Origin of the sequence: Paenibacillus sp. p3-SID867 (genome assembly GCF_025142895.1) — a bacterium.
GTDB lineage: Bacteria > Bacillota > Bacilli > Paenibacillales > Paenibacillaceae > Paenibacillus_AQ.
Genome location: NZ_JAMBDM010000010.1, coordinates 29,539 through 46,810, shown reverse-complemented (window position 1 = coordinate 46,810; position 17,272 = coordinate 29,539). Strand labels below are relative to the sequence as shown.

Annotated in this window: 20 protein-coding genes and 6 tRNA genes; 20 read left to right on the top strand and 6 right to left on the bottom strand. The window is 49.6% G+C overall.

Annotated features, from left to right (window positions below; all coding sequences use genetic code 11):
* Positions 1-53: 53 nt before the first annotated feature.
* Positions 54-617, bottom strand: coding sequence for a CGNR zinc finger domain-containing protein (locus tag M4D81_RS20580; RefSeq protein ID WP_260067906.1), 564 nt, complete (start codon positions 615-617; stop codon positions 54-56).
* A gap of 145 nt (positions 618-762) precedes the next feature.
* Here M4D81_RS20580 and M4D81_RS20575 point away from each other — a divergent pair, with 145 nt between their 5' ends.
* Complete coding sequence (locus M4D81_RS20575) at positions 763-1,233, top strand: DinB family protein (protein WP_260067905.1); 471 nt, start codon at positions 763-765, stop codon at positions 1,231-1,233.
* Positions 1,234-1,330: 97 nt separating this feature from the next.
* Here the strand turns inward: M4D81_RS20575 and cmpA are convergent, their stop codons facing one another.
* Both cmpA and M4D81_RS20565 read right to left on the bottom strand, forming a co-directional pair.
* On the bottom strand, positions 1,331-1,462 hold the full coding sequence (gene cmpA / locus M4D81_RS20570; protein ID WP_015737250.1) for a cortex morphogenetic protein CmpA: 132 nt from the start codon (positions 1,460-1,462) through the stop codon (positions 1,331-1,333).
* Between the two features lie 80 nt (positions 1,463-1,542).
* The gene (locus M4D81_RS20565) at positions 1,543-1,893 is read right to left on the bottom strand and encodes a hydrolase/acyltransferase (protein ID WP_260067904.1); all 351 of its coding nucleotides are present in this window, start codon (positions 1,891-1,893) and stop codon (positions 1,543-1,545) included.
* A gap of 116 nt (positions 1,894-2,009) precedes the next feature.
* Between M4D81_RS20565 and M4D81_RS20560 the strand changes: the two genes are divergently transcribed.
* The 13 genes from M4D81_RS20560 (at position 2,010) to M4D81_RS20500 (ending at position 11,935) form a co-directional block, all read left to right on the top strand.
* The gene (locus M4D81_RS20560) at positions 2,010-2,498 is read left to right on the top strand and encodes a SprT family protein (protein ID WP_260068026.1); all 489 of its coding nucleotides are present in this window, start codon (positions 2,010-2,012) and stop codon (positions 2,496-2,498) included.
* 26 nt (positions 2,499-2,524) lie between these two features.
* A tRNA-Asn gene (locus tag M4D81_RS20555) sits at positions 2,525-2,600 on the top strand.
* Positions 2,601-2,603: 3 nt separating this feature from the next.
* A tRNA-Ser gene (locus M4D81_RS20550) sits at positions 2,604-2,692 on the top strand.
* A 336-nt stretch (positions 2,693-3,028) separates the two neighbouring features.
* Positions 3,029-3,724, top strand: a complete 696-nt coding sequence (locus M4D81_RS20545) for a Type 1 glutamine amidotransferase-like domain-containing protein (protein ID WP_260067903.1) — start codon at positions 3,029-3,031, stop codon at positions 3,722-3,724.
* A gap of 116 nt (positions 3,725-3,840) precedes the next feature.
* Positions 3,841-3,915, top strand: a tRNA-Glu gene (locus M4D81_RS20540).
* A 379-nt stretch (positions 3,916-4,294) separates the two neighbouring features.
* Positions 4,295-4,370, top strand: a tRNA-Lys gene (locus M4D81_RS20535).
* A gap of 42 nt (positions 4,371-4,412) precedes the next feature.
* Positions 4,413-4,495: transfer RNA gene (locus M4D81_RS20530), tRNA-Leu, on the top strand.
* 307 nt (positions 4,496-4,802) lie between these two features.
* Positions 4,803-5,267 carry a KGG domain-containing protein gene (locus M4D81_RS20525; RefSeq protein ID WP_260067902.1) on the top strand — a complete coding sequence of 155 codons (465 nt, stop codon included), beginning with the start codon at positions 4,803-4,805 and terminating at the stop codon, positions 5,265-5,267.
* A 200-nt stretch (positions 5,268-5,467) separates the two neighbouring features.
* Positions 5,468-7,135, top strand: a complete 1,668-nt coding sequence (locus tag M4D81_RS20520) for an AraC family transcriptional regulator (protein ID WP_260067901.1) — start codon at positions 5,468-5,470, stop codon at positions 7,133-7,135.
* Between the two features lie 117 nt (positions 7,136-7,252).
* Positions 7,253-8,275, top strand: coding sequence for an ABC transporter substrate-binding protein (locus M4D81_RS20515; protein WP_260067900.1), 1,023 nt, complete (start codon positions 7,253-7,255; stop codon positions 8,273-8,275).
* A gap of 40 nt (positions 8,276-8,315) precedes the next feature.
* Complete coding sequence (locus M4D81_RS20510; protein ID WP_260067899.1) at positions 8,316-9,323, top strand: FecCD family ABC transporter permease; 1,008 nt, start codon at positions 8,316-8,318, stop codon at positions 9,321-9,323.
* Positions 9,324-9,342: 19 nt separating this feature from the next.
* Positions 9,343-10,335, top strand: coding sequence for a FecCD family ABC transporter permease (locus tag M4D81_RS20505; RefSeq protein WP_260068025.1), 993 nt, complete (start codon positions 9,343-9,345; stop codon positions 10,333-10,335).
* 22 nt (positions 10,336-10,357) lie between these two features.
* The gene (locus tag M4D81_RS20500) at positions 10,358-11,935 is read left to right on the top strand and encodes an alpha/beta hydrolase (RefSeq protein WP_260067898.1); all 1,578 of its coding nucleotides are present in this window, start codon (positions 10,358-10,360) and stop codon (positions 11,933-11,935) included.
* 101 nt (positions 11,936-12,036) lie between these two features.
* Here the strand turns inward: M4D81_RS20500 and M4D81_RS20495 are convergent, their stop codons facing one another.
* The gene (locus M4D81_RS20495) at positions 12,037-12,681 is read right to left on the bottom strand and encodes a PAS domain-containing protein (RefSeq protein ID WP_260067897.1); all 645 of its coding nucleotides are present in this window, start codon (positions 12,679-12,681) and stop codon (positions 12,037-12,039) included.
* A gap of 177 nt (positions 12,682-12,858) precedes the next feature.
* Between M4D81_RS20495 and M4D81_RS20490 the strand changes: the two genes are divergently transcribed.
* From M4D81_RS20490 to M4D81_RS20465, 6 genes are all read left to right on the top strand, one after another.
* Positions 12,859-13,221, top strand: a complete 363-nt coding sequence (locus tag M4D81_RS20490) for a helix-turn-helix domain-containing protein (protein ID WP_260067896.1) — start codon at positions 12,859-12,861, stop codon at positions 13,219-13,221.
* Between the two features lie 102 nt (positions 13,222-13,323).
* Positions 13,324-13,406, top strand: a tRNA-Leu gene (locus tag M4D81_RS20485).
* 184 nt (positions 13,407-13,590) lie between these two features.
* Positions 13,591-14,010, top strand: coding sequence for an organic hydroperoxide resistance protein (locus tag M4D81_RS20480; protein WP_220683988.1), 420 nt, complete (start codon positions 13,591-13,593; stop codon positions 14,008-14,010).
* A gap of 134 nt (positions 14,011-14,144) precedes the next feature.
* Positions 14,145-14,387: a zinc ribbon domain-containing protein gene (locus M4D81_RS20475; protein ID WP_071222731.1), complete on the top strand. Its 243-nt coding sequence runs from the start codon at positions 14,145-14,147 to the stop codon at positions 14,385-14,387.
* A gap of 89 nt (positions 14,388-14,476) precedes the next feature.
* On the top strand, positions 14,477-14,752 hold the full coding sequence (locus tag M4D81_RS20470; RefSeq protein ID WP_076324660.1) for a hypothetical protein: 276 nt from the start codon (positions 14,477-14,479) through the stop codon (positions 14,750-14,752).
* A gap of 85 nt (positions 14,753-14,837) precedes the next feature.
* Complete coding sequence (locus M4D81_RS20465) at positions 14,838-15,263, top strand: thiol-disulfide oxidoreductase DCC family protein (RefSeq protein WP_260067895.1); 426 nt, start codon at positions 14,838-14,840, stop codon at positions 15,261-15,263.
* Positions 15,264-15,273: 10 nt separating this feature from the next.
* Here the strand turns inward: M4D81_RS20465 and M4D81_RS20460 are convergent, their stop codons facing one another.
* Positions 15,274-15,750 (bottom strand): FixH family protein, encoded by a 477-nt coding sequence (locus M4D81_RS20460; RefSeq protein ID WP_071222587.1) that lies wholly within the window; start codon positions 15,748-15,750, stop codon positions 15,274-15,276.
* Between the two features lie 40 nt (positions 15,751-15,790).
* Positions 15,791-17,203 carry a PepSY-associated TM helix domain-containing protein gene (locus M4D81_RS20455; protein ID WP_260067894.1) on the bottom strand — a complete coding sequence of 471 codons (1,413 nt, stop codon included), beginning with the start codon at positions 17,201-17,203 and terminating at the stop codon, positions 15,791-15,793.
* Positions 17,204-17,272 lie beyond the last annotated feature (69 nt).

The following is a 17,272-nucleotide window of genomic DNA, read 5'->3' as shown; positions in this document are numbered from 1 at the left end:
AGTTTCTTTAAAATGGATGTGGAGGTATACTGCGCGCAGCATAAGCATTCGGCTTAGTCCTCGCTGTTCGAAGATTGCTGCTTTTTCTTCGCCCGGAATCGTCTGACTTTCATCAGATTGCCGCACATTTTATCGTCGCAGTACCGTTTGGAACGATTACGCGTGTCGTCGTAATATACCCAGAGGCAATCGGGATTCGTGCAGATGCGGAACCGGGATAACTCGCCTTGCTGGGTGGCTTGCGCAAAGGAGCCGGCAATCTCGGCAGCCGCTGCTTGCAGGCCAGGATTTTGGAGGATATAGGACAGCGCCAAATTTTGTTCCTCATCGATCTCCAGATGACGAATAACGGGTCCAGCAGCCATCCAGCGGTTTAATTGCTCTATCTCCATGGGAGAGGGTGACTCCCCCGCGACGATGTGTTGAACACACGTTAACAGGAAGGAACGAAGCTCCCTCAACTGCCCCAGCTCATCCGGGGTCAGGGGCAGGCTGACTTGAAGCTGATATTGGTTCATGAAATCGGTGAGCCAATCCTCTCGGGCAAGCCGGTCCTCGGATCGGCCGCTGCCTCTCCAGTCATGCCATTCACTGTTTATAAAATCATCCCATAACATGAAACTCATCCTTTCTCATCTCATATTGTAACAAGTAAATATTAATGTTGCTAGTTACTTGTAATGGAATCCGAAGTGTGTTATTTTTTATGTAACATTCTATTTAATTTATGCTGGTTACAAATTTAATGCGGAGGCGATGTTTATGAACATGAAGGAACTGCTGCTTCAAAACTGGGATTATGCGATGGGGCAGGAGGATTGGTATCCGCCGATTCTTCCTGCCCTGAAGGACGTAACTGTTGATCAGGCTTTGTGGAAACCGCAAGGGCAGGCGGCAAATTCCATTTGGGAGAACGTGCAGCATTTGCTGTATTACAAGCAGCGTCTGCTCGCGAGATTGGAAGGAACGCCGCTTCCTAATGAAGGAATCGGCAATGACGAGACGTTTCTCATTCATGACACAAGTGAGGGGGCATGGAATACGGCCCGGGAGCAGCTTCAGGATGTTCATGCCGCTTTACGACAGAAGATGGAAGAGATGACGGAGGCGGAGATCATCGAATCGCCGCAGCGAATACTTAGCTTAATCATGCATGATGCGTATCATACGGGACAAATTGTTTTTCTCCGGAAGCTTCAGGGCTCCTGGCCAGCTAAACGCAGCGATCTATAAGTATAACATTCGTCCATTCAGCCATCATAATAAATGCAAAAATAAGCCGGACAGGGCGTCCGGCTTATTGTCATACCTATGGATCGGTTGCAGTGCACTAACGGGCATTCGAGTTTTCTTCGCCCGGGGAATTCCGGTAAAAGTACCAGCATTCGTTCAACAGCTTGATCTGACGTCTGTCCTTTTTGCGAAAAGCGCGTGTCAATTGATTGCAGAGCCATTGCGGCAAGGGTATCTCCTCCTCTTGCTAATTCCATCTGTATGGATAGCATATGGGGAAAAAGCCCAAAGCGTGCAGGTCTACCTCGATTATAACGCTTCTTCCTCGTACCATTGCTCAAGCTGCGCTTGGAGAGCACGAATTTCGGTAAGCAATGAGATGAGCGGATATTCCGTTTCCTTAAGGGAAGCAAAGGCCTGCTCAAGCTCATTTATGTATTCCAGACCACCTTGAATGCTCAGCGATTCCTGAAGCAGATCCAGATTGTCGCATTCGGCTACAGCAAGAGGCAGCTGAGGTTTGCCTGCGGCGGTGAGTTTATCGATTTCCTTATTGAGGCGTAAATTTAAAGCACTGAGCTGGTAAGCATAGTCACTGGGCATTTCGACAAATAACAGCTCGTCCTGTCCTTTTAAAATAACGTAGCGCATGTTCGACATGATTGCAGGTTCTCCCTCCATACTTTCTACTTGACAGTGTAGCCCAGAGAGAAGTTAAAATTCAAGTAGCATTTATAAGGCAAAAGGAAGGATCAGACATTGTGACGATCAACGAGATGAGTAACGAAGAACTGCAGGCATGGGTTGAGAAAATCTCGCTGGAAAGCTTCCGGGTTCCGTTCAGGCATCAGGCTACGTTTAACCGGCGATTGTCTTCAACAGGCGGCCGTTATTTCATGAAAAGCCATAACATCGAGATCAATCCGCATCAGCTTGCTACGAACGGTAAGGAAGAGGTGGAGAAGATCATCAAGCATGAGCTGTGCCACTATCATCTGCATATCGCGGGCAGGGGATACCGGCATCGGGACGCTGATTTCAAAAACCTGCTGCAAGCCGTTGGAGGGAGCCGTTTCTGCAAATCCTTGCCGAAGGGCAAGGCCGCGGGCCGGCGTCAACCGGAACCATACCGATATAAACTACGCTGCAGCGTCTGCGGAACCGAATATCTGCGTAAACGGAAAATGAATCCCGCCCGGTATCGGTGCGGAAAGTGCAGCGGACGCCTTACACTCCTGAAGCTTGACTCCCCTATAAAGTCATGATAAATTATTTATATCCAACTTAATGTTCCCTGATAGCTCAGTTGGTAGAGCACTCGACTGTTAATCGAGTTGTCACAGGTTCGAGTCCTGTTCGGGGAGCCATATGGAGAGATACCCAAGTGGCTATAAGGGGACCCTCTGCTAAGGGGTTAGACTGCGTAAGCGGTGCGAGGGTTCGAATCCCTCTCTCTCCGTTGAGCGTTACATCGAAGAAAGCTCCCATCACCAAGTGATCGGGAGCTTTTTTTTGCATAGGGATGAGAACCCTGGATAGGGTTCGTCGGAGCATAAGCAGCGTTAGGAATACTTCGCAGTCTCGACCGAAGGGAGAGTATCCCTCTCTCTTTCGTTGAGCGTTACATCGAAGAAAGCTCCCACCACCAAGTGATCGGGAGTTTTTTTTGCATAGGGATGAGAACCCTGGATAGGGTTCGTCGGAGCCTAAGCAGCGTTAGGAATACTTCGCAGTCTCGACCGAAGGGAGAGTACCCTCTCTCTTTCGTTGAGCGTGAATGGGGGAAGAGAGCTCAATGAAGCAGATCATTGCAATGGGTGGCGGCGGTTTTTCGATGGAACCGGATAATCTGCTGCTTGATCGCTATGTTTTGGCACAAGTATCGAAAGAATTGCCTGAAGTGTGTTTTGTTCCGACGGCAAGCGGGGATGCGGATGGTTATGTTGAACGTTTCTATCATGCTTTCCGGACACTGCCGTGTATTCCCAGTCATCTATCGCTGTTTCAGCCGAACTTTGCCGATCTTCGGTCTTTTGTACTCGAGAAGGATATCATTTATGTTGGCGGGGGCAATACCCGGAATATGCTGGTCTTGTGGAAGGAATGGGGCTTGGATCAGATACTCAAAGAGGCGTATGAACAGGGTGTCATCTTAACCGGGTTAAGCGCTGGTTCCATTTGTTGGTTTGAGCAAGGGGTGACGGACCCGTTGAACGGGCCTTTGTACAAGCTTGAGGGTTTGGGTATATTACAAGGCAGTCATTGCCCGCATTATGATGGTGAGAGCAAAAGAAGACCTGCCTATCATAAACTCGTGCTTCAAGGTGAAGCACAAGCAGGATATGCTGCTGATGATGGGGTTGCATTGCATTTCATGGACGGACGGTTGGATCGAATCGTAAGCTCAAGGGAAAATGCACATGCATACCATGTGGAGCGCGAAGGAAATAGCGTTCAAGAAGAGAAGTTAACACCGGACTTTTTAGGCTGATTTATTGGCCGAAAAAGCTCCAAAAATAAATTTTAAAATTTACGAAAAAAAAGCTTGCCAGCATTTTTGAAATTATGCTATACTCAATCTTGTCGTCACGGCGACGTGGTTAAAGTGGCCCGTTGGTCAAGGGGTTAAGACACCTCCCTTTCACGGAGGTAACAGGGGTTCGAATCCCCTACGGGTCACCACTTTCTATATAACCTCGGGATGAGAACCCCGTCGGTTCGTCGGAGCATAATCAGCGTTAGGATAGGCTTCGCAGTCTCGAACGAAGAGAGAGTATCCCCTACGGGTCACCACTTTCTATATAACCTCGGGATGAGAACCCCGTCGGTTCGTCGGAGCATAATCATCGTTAGGATAAGCTTCGCAGTCTCGAACGAAGAGAGAGTATCCCCTACGGGTCACCACTTTCTATATAACCTCGGGATGAGAACCCCGTCGGTTCGTCGGAGCATAACCATCGTTAGGATAAGCTTCGCAGTCTCGAACGAAGAGAGAGTATCCCCTACGGGTCACCACTTTCTATATAACTTTCTTATATGGCAGCAGCACGATTGTCATCGAGAGCCATTAGCTCAGTTGGTAGAGCACCTGACTTTTAATCAGGGTGTCGAAGGTTCGAGCCCTTCATGGCTCACCATTTTTTTTACAAAGCAACGAAACGATGTACTCCTTATATTATGCGGTAGTGGTGGAATGGCAGACACGCTATCTTGAGGGGGTAGTGGGTGTATACCCGTGGAGGTTCGAGTCCTCTCTACCGCATATGAACATGAAGAAAAAGCTCCGCACCTTGTGCGGGGCTTTTTTTGCGCTTAAGATCTCAAATGTATAAACTTCGAAGCATGGCCTACCTGATATGCAAGAAAATAACATCTAACGAGTTCTGTCTTCTTATGAATGTACGTCGATAGTTTTTTTCTTATATCAAGGTTTACATAGGATTCATCACGGTGTTGATCGATTTCCATTGCACATTTATGCACAACAAGTGTTTCATCTCTGGTCAGGAGTTTAATATCATAACGTGGACGAGCAACAACTTCAAATTACCTATAAGGAGTGATTCAGAATGGCTAATAACAACAATGGAAAGATGAGCCGTGAAGAAGCAGGACGTTTAGGTGGAGAAGCAACTGCGAACAACCATGACAAAGAGTTCTACCAAGAAATCGGACGGAAGGGCGGCGAAGCAACTTCCCGTTCCCATGACAAAGAGTTTTATCAGGACATCGGTAAAAAGGGAGGAGACTCCACGTCAAACTCCCATGATAAGGAGTTTTATCAGGAAATCGGCCAGAAGGGCGGGGAAGCGACTTCCGAGTCCCATGGCAGGGAATTCTATGAGGATATCGGACGCAAAGGCGGCGAGGCTACCTCGGAATCCCACGGACGTGAGTTCTATCAAGAGATTGGACAGCAGGGCGGCGAAGCCAGAAGCGGCAGCGGCAGCAACGGGGACGGCAAGATGAGCCGTGAAGAAGCGGGCCGCAAAGGCGGCGAGGCAAGAGCAAGACAGCGCCAGCGGGGGAACTAATGACAATCCGGCGCATTTGAGACCATATTTGAAAAGCAGCAGCTACGTCTCCCTGACAGGGAGCGCGTGGCTGCTTTCTTTTTGTCTAACGTCTCATACGGCAAGGTGGACAAGAGAAGATCGTGCTGGACTTTTGGGACGGTGTGTGATAATAGTATGATAATGATAACCATTCTCATTTAAGGTTGGGGTCTGTACATATGTTAAACCTGTCGACGAATAGCAGTAGCAAAAAAGATTCGCGTGAATACAGCGGGCTCACGGCCCGTTTATGGAATATGGATATTGTTCATGGGCAAGAGCTCTCCCTGGAGCAGCAGTTGGCAGTGCAGCCAGCCCTGATTATCCCGCTGAGCGGAGAAACCTGTTTACAACAGGCAGAGCAAATCACCCGTATGAATAAGGGATGTGTTTATTGTTGTGCAGCGGGGACTACTTTCGGAATTACGAGTGTCGATCACAAGAGTTCAGACGAACACGAGCAGGCCTCGGTCGCGATCCTTCATTATAGTTTCATGGAAGGGATATCAGGCTGCGGTCGATTGCATGAGGTGGATTCCGTCGCTTTCATGCCCTATGACGGCATCTTTGTCATCAGCTCTCCGGACCGCTTGAATCTCGTCTGCCGGTCGATGTATAAGGATTTTCACAGCAAGGAGCCCATGAAGCAGTGGAGGGTTCAGCTGGATTTTCAAGAGCTGCTATATACGATGATTGCCGAATGCAGCCCTTACTCCAAGAATGATAAGCGGCAAGCGCTGGAGCGGGTGAAGGAGTATATCGAGGAACATTATGATGAAGATTTAACGATTGAACAATTGGCGAGCCTTTCGGAGCTGAGTCCCAAATATTTTGTTGAAGTATATAAGAAGACGTATGGGCACAGCGCGATGGATTATTTGGCGCATGTTCGTTTGAACAAGGCGAAGCAGTTGATGCTGGGCTCGGATTCTTTGCTGCGTGAAGTGGCGCATATGGTGGGGTATAAGGATGAATTTTATTTTAGCCGCAAGTTTAAGAAGACATTCGGGATATCCCCCTCGGTGTATATAAAAACAAGGAAAAATAAACTGGCGATGTACGGCTCGACGGCCCTCCTGGGTTACGCCATGCCGCTGGATTTCACGCCGTATGCGGCTCCGCTTCATCCGAAGTGGTCACAGCATTACTATAACATGCTTGGGCCGGATATCCCCGTTCATCTGGATGCATACCGCCAGAATCATAATAAATATGCGAATCTGGAGAAGCTGGCCTCGGCACGTCCGGAGCTCATCGTTTGTGCACAGGGGGTGGAAGATTGGGAGAAGGAGCAGCTTCGGCTGATTGCCCCCCTCTACGAAATGCCGGAAGAGCAGGGAGGGTGGCAGTTTAATCTGTTAGGGCTCGCTAAATTGCTGAACAAGCTGCCCGAAGCAGAGCAGTGGATCGATACGTTTCATCATAAAATATCGACTTACCGTGGGAAGCTCCCCGCTGAAATGATGGAAGAACGCACGCTTTTGACCGCACGCCTGCATCAGGATGAATTGATGGCTTACAGTCATCCGGGCATGAAGGAACTATTATTTGATTATTTTAATTTTCAGCCGGCTAAGTCTGTGGACTGGGAGGAGGCTGGACGTTTAACGATTGAGCAGATCAAGGAGAGCCGGGCAGACCATATGCTGCTCTTGATCCGTCAGGATTCCGAAACGCTGGCCAATTGGAGAAAACTGCAGGCAACGCCGGAGTGGATGACCATTCCTGCGGTGCGAGACGGAACGTTGCACCAACTATCCTCTTACCCTTGGCGCGAGTACTCTCCCATTGCGATGGAGCAGATGGCGGAGGAAGCCTTTCGGTTGTTTTCCGGAAATTGTCCATGAGGAATCCGGTGATTTGTCCATGGTACTAAGAGAGCAAATCCTTTACTATGATCAATAATGATAATCATTATCAATTGTTGAGTGATCATAGATCATGGAAGGGGTAATTGGAGAGAGATGAAACGAATGAAATGGGTCTTGGGGTTATTGCTGGTATTTGCGTTGGTACTGTCCGCCTGCGGTGGAGGCAGCGAGGCTAAAGATACAGACGGAGCTAGCGCGAATAATGCAGCAGAGAGCGCGAACACAGCCGGGGAGGATAACGCTGCGAAAGAAGAAGCGGCTCCAGCATCGTCCGATACTAAAGTTGTGAAATACCTAGATCAGGAATATACGCTTCCGGCCAAGACGGAGCGCATCGTTATCACCGGTGCCGTTGAAGCCATGGAGGATGCCATTGTGCTGGAAGTAAACCCGGTTGGGGCCATTAGCTTCTCGGGTAAATTCCCGCCGATGTTTGAATCGATTACGAAGAACGCCCAGTCGGTTGGCGAGAAAATGGAGCCGAATTTCGAAACGATCCTGTCTTTGAAGCCGGATGTGATTTTGGCATCGTCCAAAGCCAAGCCTGAAGTCATTGAGCAGTTAAATAAAATCGCTCCCACGATTCCGTACTCCCATATATCGACCAACTGGGAGAGCAACCTGAAATTGCTCGGCGAGTTAAGCGGCAAACAGGAACAAGCGGAACAGGCAATCGCGAAATATAAAGAGAGCTTGGAAGAAGTCAAAGCGACGATTGGAGATAGCCTGAAGGACAAGAAAGTTCTGGCGCTTCGGATTCGTGCGGGCGAGATGTACATCTATCCGGCAGGCGTGTTTTTTAACCCGGTATTGTATGAGGATTTGGGGCTTGAAGTACCGGCTGAAGTAGCGGCAGCCAAAGCACAGGAACTGATCTCGAAAGAGAAGATTGCAGAGATGAATCCGGATTACGTATTTGTCCAATTCTCGCCAGATGAGAATAAGGATACGCCGAATGCTTTGGAAGAACTTCAGAATGATCCGATCATGAAGAACTTGAATGCATTCAAGAACGGGACCGCTTTTGTCAACGTGGTGGATCCACTGGCTCAAGGCGGAACCGCGTACAGCAAAATCGAGTTTCTGAAAGCTGCAGTCGAAAGCCTGACAAAGTAACATCCAACATTTCAGTATAAACCTATAAGGCGTGTTGTTCATGAGGTTCAAAAAATCACTGCCGGCTGTCATCCTTGTGATGGCCCCGGCAGTCTGTTTCTTGCTCATAGCGGCCTCCATCCTGTATGGAGCCAAAAATATTACGATGGATACCGTTTGGTATTCCATCTTTGCTTTTGATTCGGAGAGCATCGATCATCAGATTATTGTGAGCTCCCGATTGCCGAGAGTTGTCGGCGCCATGCTTATCGGCGCTTTTCTCGCGGTATCAGGCGCTTTAATGCAAGGAATGACAAGGAACTATTTGGCGTCCCCATCCATCATGGGGGTATCTGATGGTTCGGTCTTCGCGGTGACACTGTTCATGGTATTTATCCCGAACGCCAGCTCCAATATGTATATCGTCAGCTCGTTGATCGGCTCAGCCATCGGAGCGGCCGTGGTGTTCGGCTTGGCATGGCTTATTCCTGGCGGACTCAGCCCGGTACGACTGGCTATTCTCGGAACCGTAATCGGGACGTTTCTTAGCGGTACCGCAGAGGCATTGGCGGCCTATTTTCAGATATCACAAAATATCAGCTTCTGGTACAACGCCCGGCTGCATGCCATGGACCCGGAGCTGATCAAACTGAGCATTCCGTTTGCAATCGTTGGTTTGTGTCTTGCCGTTGTATTATCCAAATCGATCACGCTGCTGTCGCTCGGGGACGAGACGGCCAAGGGGCTCGGTGTGAATACATGGCTGATTAAAGCCCTTGCGATGGTGGCTGTTGTGATTCTGACCGGCGTATCTGTAGCCCTGGCGGGTAAGGTTGCCTTTGTAGGTTTGATTATTCCTCATATTGCCCGTTTTCTGTCCGGCTCGGATTATCGATGGATCATACCGGTGTCGGGCGTGCTTGGCGGCATGTTTCTTGCATTATGTGATATTCTCGCACGGTTTGTAAATTATCCGTTTGAGACGCCGGTGGGTGTTATAACTTCGTTGATCGGGGTTCCTTTCTTCCTCTATTTGATCAAGACGAGGGGAGGGGCTCAGCGTGCGTAACACCTATTACCGATTCCCGATGGTTCTGACTGGGGGAGTCTTGGTTGTACTGACTGCCGTATATTTCAGTCTCACCAACGGGACGTTTGATATGTCCATCAAGGAAGTATTTCAAACTTTGCTCCGGATGAATCCCAATTCGGATTTCGATCTCGTTGTGTTCGAGTTCAGGCTGCCTCGTATTGTGCTTGGCGCTCTCGTCGGGTTTGCACTGGGTATGGCCGGTGCAGTTATCCAGGGAGTTACCCGCAACGGACTTGCGGATCCGGGCATTCTCGGCATCAATGCAGGTGCAGGCATGGCGGTTGTGTTGTTTATGTTCCTGCTGCAGGGGCAGATCACGATGACCGGGTGGCTCGGGGTTATGATGATGCCGATGTTCGGTATCGCTGGCGGTTTGGCGGCAACTACGGCCATATTTATGTTCGCCAGAGAAAACGGAAAGCTGGATCCGCAGCGGCTAATTCTTGTGGGGATTGCGATTGCATCGGGTTTTGGTGCTATTACGATGTTCCTCTCGCTCAAAATGAATCCATCGGATTATGAGATGGCCGTAGCTTGGCTGGCCGGTAGTCTTCACAGTGCTAACTGGAAGTTCGTGGTCACGATGCTTCCTTGGCTCATCCTGCTGCCGCCTGTCATTTGGCTCCGCTCTCAAGTGCTCGACTTGTTCCAGCTGAGCGAGGAAAGCGTGAAGAGCGTCGGGGTAACCGTTGAACGCGAGAAAAATGTATTGCTTCTATGCAGCATCGGTTTGGTCAGCGCGAGTGTTGCCGTATCCGGCAGCATCGGGTTTGTCGGTCTGATCGCTCCGCATCTGGCGAGGCAGCTGGTTGGACTGCGGCACAGGCATATCATCCCGATCAGCGGTATAGCAGGCATGGCGATTGTGGTCATAGGCGATTTCATCGGCAGAACGATATTCGCTCCTGCCGAGCTGGCAGCTGGCATTGTCGTGTCCGTGATTGGGGTTCCATATTTTATCTATCTATTAATTCGCATGCGAAAATAAAAGCAGCTTTCGGGAGGATCACATGAATCGTTATCAACAGCTGGTGGTTGAGGACAGGGAACTCACACTGTATTTGCCTCCTTCCTATCATGAGTCGGACCGTTCTTATCCTGTTGCCTACGTACAGGATCAAGGAGATATGTTCACGGACTGTCTCAACTATCTGAACCATCTGTTTGTAGCAGGCCAACTCGTCGAGGTCATCCTGGTCGGGATTTCGTCAACAAACCGGAACCGTGAGTACACGCCTTGGCCGGCCGAGCCGCTGCTGGAGGGCAATCCGCCTTTCGGCGGGGAGGGCAGAACTTATGTCGATGAGGTGGCGGATGTCATCAAGGCGTACATAGACAGACAGTACCGCACACTCGCAGCGCCCGAACATACAGCCATCATTGGTGGTTCCTTTGGCGGTATGATCTCGATGTTCGCGGGGTATTGGCGCCCTGAGACCTTTGGCCGGATCGGAATGCTGTCGGCTTCGTTATGGTATGACGGGGTTATGGATTACATCAGGGAGCAAGGGGAATTGCCTACCGGGCAGAGGGTGTATATGTCCGTTGGACAATTGGAAGGCACATATAAGAACAATGCGCAGAAACATATGTATCCGAATAACGTCGAGGCCCATCGATTCTGGATCGAACAAGGGGTGAGCCCCGAGCGGCTCCAACTGGCGGTAGATCCTGATGGGACCCATGATCCCATCTTTATGGCCAGAAGATTTCCGGATGCGCTGCGGTGGTTGTTCGTCAAGGAAGAATATGACCAAGAATCCGAGATGGTGCGAGCTAACTGCAATTACCTCGAAAAGGATCCTCTGTTTTGCATACCGGGAACGGTGACATGGTCCATGCAATCCGACGCCACGGGCCGCGAATACCGTATTTTCATTGCCGAACCGATGGGACCGCCACCTGAAGGCGGTTATCCTGTATTATATTCGCTGGATGCCAATGCGACCTTCGGAACGCTTGCGGAGGCAATCCGACTGCAATCCCGGACCCCCCGCGGCATTCCCTCGGCGCTTATTGTCGGAATCGGCTTTGACAGTGACAGTCCGATCGTGAGCAGCGAGCGTTTTTACAACTTTACTGAATATGCTGATGACCATGAATTGCCGGTCCGCCCTAACGGATTGGATTGGCCGGAAACAGGCGGCGTCGAAGCATTCCTTACGTTCATCGAGTTTCAGCTGAAGCCGGCCGTGGAGCGGCAATACGCGGTGAATCGTTCGAAGCAGGCGCTGTTCGGGCACTCGCTCGGCGGTTTTTTCACCTTGTATACATTATTCACCAGGCCGGAGGCCTTTTCGCGGTATATTGCGGCTTGTCCCTCCGTATGGTGGAAGAACTACGTGCTGTACAAACGCTGGGAAGAGGGGCAGCTCCGTTTACAACAGAGCGGACAGCGTAAAGAGCTGCGTCTGTACGTTGGAGCTGAGGAGAAGCCGTCCATGGTTCAAGACGCCAGGGAACTCTATGCATTCCTCAAAGGGCATGATGAGGTGCTGGAGACTACGTTTCATGAAATTGAGGGAGAAGGCCACGTCTCGGTGCTGCCTGCTCTGGTAAGCCCTCTGCTTCGTTTTGTGAACGCGTAATATGAGAAAAATGCCTTAAGCATGAATAAGCAGCCTCATATCCAGGGATAAAGCCGGATCATGAAGCTGCTTATTCCGCGTTGCTGTTTATAGGCAGAGAGTTAATCGTGTATTTCCGGATCATCAAGGATGGAAGAGTACTTTGGGTATAATCTGCGAATGCAATCCGGACAGATATCGTGGGTAAATTCAATGGGGAGGCGGCTCTCCAAATAGCTCTCCACAGGCTCCCACTCTTCCGCGTGGTGAACGTATTTGCATACGGCGCAGATGGGAATATGCCCGGGAAGGGGAAAGCTGTGAGCCAGCGCTTGTTCCAGCAGCAGCTCCTTGCGTTTGAACTTCGTAATATCCGTAAATGATATCATAGCTCCGTGAATACGGCTGTCCTTGTTGATAAGCAGCGGCAGTACCTCACATAAAACCCAATTCTCTTGGCCGTTCCATTGTACGGCATATTCAAAGGAATAATCAGATTGCTTCCCCAACATAACATCTCTTACGGAGGGCAAATCCAACTCACGGAAAAAGTGATCAAATGAAGCCAGACTCAGGGACTTGGAAGCGAGATTAAAAAAAGATGCCCCCTGCCATCCAAACTCAGGGGAAACACCATATCTTCCGGCCATGGTAATGAGTGGATCGTTAATTTTGTCTATGATGCCATCCGGCGTAATGATCATCAATCCTTTGTTCAAGGAATGAACCGCATTATTCCAGGATGTGATCATGGTATCGTAGGGCAAATGACTCGCTCCTCATACGGAATAGACTCATGAGTAAAAGATACAACGATCCATGAGTACTATGGTATAATTTAGGCAATATATATTTGATTATACACGTAAATAAGTGGTTTTGCAAGATAAAAATACGTACATAAGTAATTTTCTTTCAAAGAGAACTAGGAAGGCGGTTGTTTGATGCAGTCTATTTACCAACGAATCGAACATCTCATAGAAAGCCGAGGTATGACCAAGAAGGCGTTTTGTGAAACCCTCGGGATCAGCACAGGAAATTTTGGTGATTGGAAGAGGGGGAAAACAACGCCGAGTACAAATAAATTGATTGAGATTGCTGCATTCTTTTCCGTAAGCTTGGATTGGTTGATTATTGGCAAGGGCAACCCTACCCGAGTCAATGAAGCGCGTGGGGAGTATGAAGTGGACCCGGGATCATCCGATCTTCCCTTCATGTCCGGATTGGCAGAGAATGAGAAGGAGTTTATCCGGGAATATATCGAGTTTTCAGCATACCGGAAGGAAAAGCGAAACGATAAGACCTAGCTGCTCATGCGTCTAACCGCCCCCCCATAATTTGGATCTTTACTTTTGTGTGACGGAACAGTATAATAGGGAATGTTCGCTACAGAACATCCCTTATAACATGCGGTAGTGGTGGAATGGCAGACACGCTATCTTGAGGGGGTAGTGGGTGTATACCCGTGGAGGTTCGAGTCCTCTCTACCGCATACTTTATGAAGAAGCTGTTTATCAAGAGGAATTCTTCCTTTGATAAACGGCTTTTTTGTTTGCTTGGCAAGCTGGGACATGCTGTTTCTTATGCGAATTTGCCCAATTATCGTTTCAATTTGTGCTGCAAGTTTAAAGAGTACATGTAGAGACCATAATAGGGCATGAAGGAGATGAACGAGCATGAAACCATTATACACAGCAGATGTAAAAGTCATTGGAGGGCGTGAAGGCTCTGTTGAATCTACCGATGGGGTTCTTAATCACAAATTAAGCATGCCGAAGGAGCTTGGAGGACCGGGCGGTGACGGAACCAATCCGGAGCAGCTGTTTGCGGCCGGCTATGGCGCCTGTTACGAAAGCGCCCTGGCTCATATCGCCCGAAAAGAGGGCATCGAGCTCAAGGACGTCGTGATCCATTCTCAGGTCATGATCGGAAAGGACGATGGCGCTGACGGTTTTAAGCTTGCGGTGAAGCTGAAGATCGAAATGCCGGGAATCGAACGAAGCCAGGCGGAGGACCTCGCGAAGAAGGCGCATGCGTTCTGCCCTTATTCCAAGGCTACCCGAGGCAACATCGACGTGGAGTTAAGCGTAAGCTAACCATAAAGGAATTCGGATGGTCCTCTGAAATGGAGGGCCATCCTTTTTTGTCGGCTTACGATGCGGAATATGAAACTTTTTACATGATACTCCGTATTTCAGTTAAAGCTATGAATTGGAAAGGGGCGCTTAAGATGAGTATTGAACAAATGATAGAGGAACGGTTTGTATGCAGCAAATGCGGAGGGAATCACTGCCAGACGAAAGAGGTCTCGATGTCAGGGGCCGGGCTGAGCAAGATGTTTGATATTCAGCACAATCATTTCCTATTTGTTTCCTGTACGAACTGCGGATATGTGGAAGTGTTCAACCCGGATATATTAGAAGGTAAAAAGAGGGGGCAGCTTGGCTCGATCCTGGATGTGTTCTTCGGTTGACATCACCCCTAAAATTCTTTAATATGACTAAGTACCAGAAAGTACAAACCAGTCATAGGGAATTTAAATAAAATAAACGGGTGATGAACATGCCATACAGACCGCAGATTGCAAATGTGACCACAGCTGGAAGCAATGAAAAAGAAGGGCTTTACGAATTCATTATCCACACGGCTGACGGAACGGATATTCGCGTATTCTATAACCGCTTCCCGGAATGGAAACTGACTGCGCTTAGCCGACTTGGGAAAGTACCTTGCCCGGTTTGTCGTAAGGATTTCATATGCAAATGCATGGAGAAATTCTCGAACGAATTCGACCAGCAGATGAAAGACGGCGAGTGGCTGAACAAAGCTGCTGAGTAATAAACCAATAAGCGTACTTGATCAAGCGTAGGAGAGGGCTCCTGCGTTTTTTCTTGTTTTAGGCCTGAAGGGAGCCAGGAAATATATGAAGGATCGTGCAACCGATAATCATGAGGACTATGCGATTGTGCTGATTGATGGCGTGTGCCATTTGTGCCAGGGTCTGACGCAGTTCATTATCAAGAGAGATCCTGCTGGTGCCTTTCGTTTCGCTTCGCTGCAGTCCGAGATTGGGCAGGAGCTGTTGAGGCAGGGAGGGCTACGTGGAGATACTACGGAAACGATGGTGCTGATTGAACAGGGGAGGTATTACACAAGGTCGACGGGAGCTCTGCGGATTGCGCGGCGTCTTCGCTTTCCTTGGCCGCTGTCGTATATTCTGATCCTGATTCCCCCGTTCTTACGGAACCTGGTGTACCGCTGGGTAGCGAAGAACCGTTACCGGTGGTTTGGGCAATCCAGTGAATGCATGATCCCGACGCCGGACATTCGGCGTCGGTTCTTGTCCTAATCCACTTGTATTAATGATGATGTTCTGCCGTACCTTCTTGAAATGTCGGAGTTCCTGCTTGCAGGTAGGCAAGCTCGGCCTCGGACAGTTTGCCGACGGCGAACGGTTTCTGGGGAATGATGATGGAACCGTTGTTGCCGCTGTGCAATTTGATGAAATACAGTCCCTCTTTATCGAAGGTCTTGGTTACCGTATACACGCCATCACCGACCTCTACCGCATCCGTCATGGGATCCCGCAGGGAGCCGTCATGGCTCCACAGTTCGTAGTGGACAAAATCCGCACCAGGTACCCTTTGGCCATCCTGGGTGAGAATGATCTCAATGGTCTCCGGTTGATGAACATATAACGTCTCCGGAATGTTCACCTCGGCGATCAGCGGGATTTCTTTTTCATACCGGTTGACTGCTTCGGGACTGGCCGAACAAGCGCTCAGCAGCAGGACCGATAGCAGTGCGGATAATATAAAACGGCTTTTCATGATCATGAAACCGCCACCCCTTATTGTAGTTAGAGTATAGACTGAATCAGGCATTCAGAAATGTCTTGATCGCCGGTACCCTCCGAACGATAACATAATCGATGATCCACACGATGATGAGCGACAAGCCCACAAGCGGGAACAGGATCCCCAAAGCGATGAGAAGCAGAAGGAATACCTTCATGTTCTTGGCTTTAACCTCGGGTGCTTTTGGCGCCCCCAGTCCATGCTCCGGTTTTCGCTTCCACCACAAGTACAGACCGCTCACCGCAATGAAAATGATTCCTATGCATATAAGCAAACTGAAGATTTGGTTAACGATACCGAATTGGGTTCCTTTATGCAGTGTAATGCCTAGGGCAACGGCTTTACCAACGACCCCGTAATGGTCATAGCGATAATCCGCCAACACCGCGCCGCTGTACTGGTCGATATGCATGGTAGCCTCATCTTGGGCTTTCGGCGGATAGGCCGACAACGTGTACACCCCGTCCGCTTGCTGTGGAATGCTGATGGTGTAGCTAGGATGGATCCCCTCGCTTCGGGCTACGTACATGACATCTTCGATTGGAAGCGGCGTAAAGTCGGAGATGGTGGAGTTAGGTACCTCCAGATTTTCGGCCGCCCAAGGGACCTCTGCGACTTCCTTCGTCTGAACCACATGGGAGGATGGCGCACTGCCTGACCAGATGGAAGGGGGATAACCAGCGCCGGTGTTAGTTGCCATGGTTTGAAAATTGCTGCCCCACAGGCCTGACCAGGGCAAGCCGGTCATAATGAGAAACAGCATGCCTGCCGCGATCCAGAAGGCGGGAACGGCGTGCAGGTCCCTGCGGAGAATCTGCTTGCCCTTGCCGAGCCTCGGGTACAGGATCCCCGCGAGGCTTCTTTTCTTTTTGCTTTTGTTTTTATTTTTCGGAAACCATAAAAATAATCCGGTAATGATCAGCACGATCGCCCAGCAGGCGGCTAGCTCCACGATCCGGTCCCCCACGGTCCCGACCATCAGCTCGCCGTGGAATTCCTCGATTTTGTCCATGATGCGGTCTTTGTCTTTCAGCTCGCCAATCTTTTCTCCCGTATAAGGGTCCATGAAGACGGTCATGGATTCGCCCCCTGAGGTCAAACTGATCTCTGTAGATCGGGAGTCCGACTCGCCGGGGCGGTATTTCGTGATCGTAGCGTCAGGGTAGAGCTCTTTCACTTGTCCGACCAGCTTGCTGGGCGTTACCCGTTCAACCTGAGGGGTTACCGTGTAGTAGTCCCGATATAGCGCTTGTTCAATCTGAGGCTTAAATAAGTAAACGGAGCCGGTGATCGCCAGGATGATCAGAAAGGGAGCAAAAATGATGCCGGCATAGAAATGCCATCTCCAGACGGTTTTGTACCATGCGGCAGAGCTTGGATTTGACGGTTGACTTTCATTTGGTTGGATTGCTGGAGGTTTCTTGTTCCCCATGGCTGGTGGCTCCTTTTCAATTAAAGCTAAAATTTATATAAGATGAACATGAGAGTACATTTCATATAT